We start from the raw sequence: 1496 nt of genomic DNA on the forward strand, positions 1-1496 counted from the left end.
TCCGGGGAGCCCACCGCCGCGTCGCCCGCCTGATCGCGGGCGCGCGGCACCCCGCCCGGCCGCCGCGGCCCCTCTGGCAGGCTGGACGCATGACGACCCCCGGTGACTCCGCGCTCCTGACCATCGCCCGCGACATCGCCGTCCGCGCCGGGGAGCTCGCGCTCCGCCGTCGCCGCGAGGGCGTCGAGGTGGCCGCCTCGAAGTCCAGCCCCGAGGACATCGTCACCCACACGGATCGCGAGACCGAGGACCTCATCCGCCGGGCGCTGCAGGACGTGCGCCCCGACGACGGCTTCCTCGGCGAGGAGTCCGAGGGCACGTCCGGCACGTCCGGCCTCACCTGGGTCGTCGACCCCATCGACGGCACCGTCAACTTCCTCTACGGGATCCCCGCATGGGCCGTGAGCATCGCCGTGGTGGAGGGCGAGGCGGATCCGCTCACCTGGACAGCCCGCGCCGGCTGCGTCGTGAACCCGACGCTCGGCGAGGTGTACACGGCGACGGCGGGCGGCGGATCCGCGCTCGACGGCCGCCCGCTCGCCGTGAACGCCGGCGTCCCGCTCCACCTCGCCCTCGTCGGCACCGGCTTCTCCTACGGTGCGTCGAAGCGCATGGAGCAGGGCCGGGTGATCACCGACCTGCTCGGGGAGGTGCGCGACATCCGCCGCATCGGCGCGGCGTCGCTCGACCTCTGCGACGTGGCGGCGGGCCGCACGGACGCCTACTTCGAGCGCGGCCTCAAGCCGTGGGACCACGCGGCCGGCGCCCTCATCGCGGCCGAGGCCGGTGCTCGCGTGACCGGGATCGGCGGCGGACCCGCTTCCGCCGAGCTCCTGATCGCGGCGGATCCGGAGCTCGCGCACGCCCTCGAGGAGCGGCTGGAGCGCCCCGGCGCATAGCCCCTGAGGGCCCTCCGGCGCATCCCCCGGGTGGCGCGAATCCCTTCCGGCGGTTAGCCTTTACCGATCCGTTACATCACGCCCGGGCTCGAACCGGTCGTCCGCGCACGCCCCGACCCCCGTCGGCCGGCACCGCGCAGCACCTGTCCCTCGCACTAGGAGTCCTCCGATCCTGTCCGTCCTCCACGCCTCGCGTGCCCCCCAGCCCTCCGACCGGCGGCCCTCGTGCTGACCCCCGACGAGACCGCAGGGACCGTGTACCCGACGCGACGCGAGCGACGTGAGGCCGAGCGCCGAGCGGCCGAGGCGGCTTCGAGCGGATCCGCACCCCGGGTCGAAGCGCAGCCCGCGCCCGAGCAGGCCGACGCCGCCGACGCCCCCGTCGAGCACCCCGCCGCCGAGCCCGAGCTCCTCGCGGCTACCGAGCCGTCCGCTCCCGCGCCCCGCGTCCTGCACGTCGCCGTCGAGGCCCCCGCCGCCCCCACCACGCACCTCCCCGCGGAGGCCGAGCAGTCCGCCGCCGAGTCCGTCCCGCTCGCGACGCGCGCCCGCCGGCGAAGTCGGAACTCTGACCGCTCCCGTGGGCGAGAACGGCCA

1 protein-coding gene and 1 pseudogene are annotated in these 1496 nt (G+C 76.1%); both read left to right on the top strand.

The features are described from left to right. Nucleotides 1–89: 89 nt before the first annotated feature. The gene (locus DZG00_RS15385) at nt 90–899 is read left to right on the top strand and encodes an inositol monophosphatase family protein (protein WP_119455814.1); all 810 of its coding nucleotides are present in this window, start codon (nt 90–92) and stop codon (nt 897–899) included. A gap of 225 nt (nt 900–1124) precedes the next feature. Further along, nucleotides 1125–1496, top strand: a pseudogene (locus tag DZG00_RS17400) (M23 family metallopeptidase); the annotation flags it as partial.

This window comes from Clavibacter lycopersici, assembly GCF_003576405.1.
GTDB classification, from domain to species: domain Bacteria; phylum Actinomycetota; class Actinomycetes; order Actinomycetales; family Microbacteriaceae; genus Clavibacter; species Clavibacter lycopersici.

Coding starts and splice junctions, on each gene's coding strand:
- DZG00_RS15385 (WP_119455814.1), top strand. CDS start 90: ATGACGACCCCCGGTGACTCCGCGCTCCTGACCATCGCCCGCGACATC.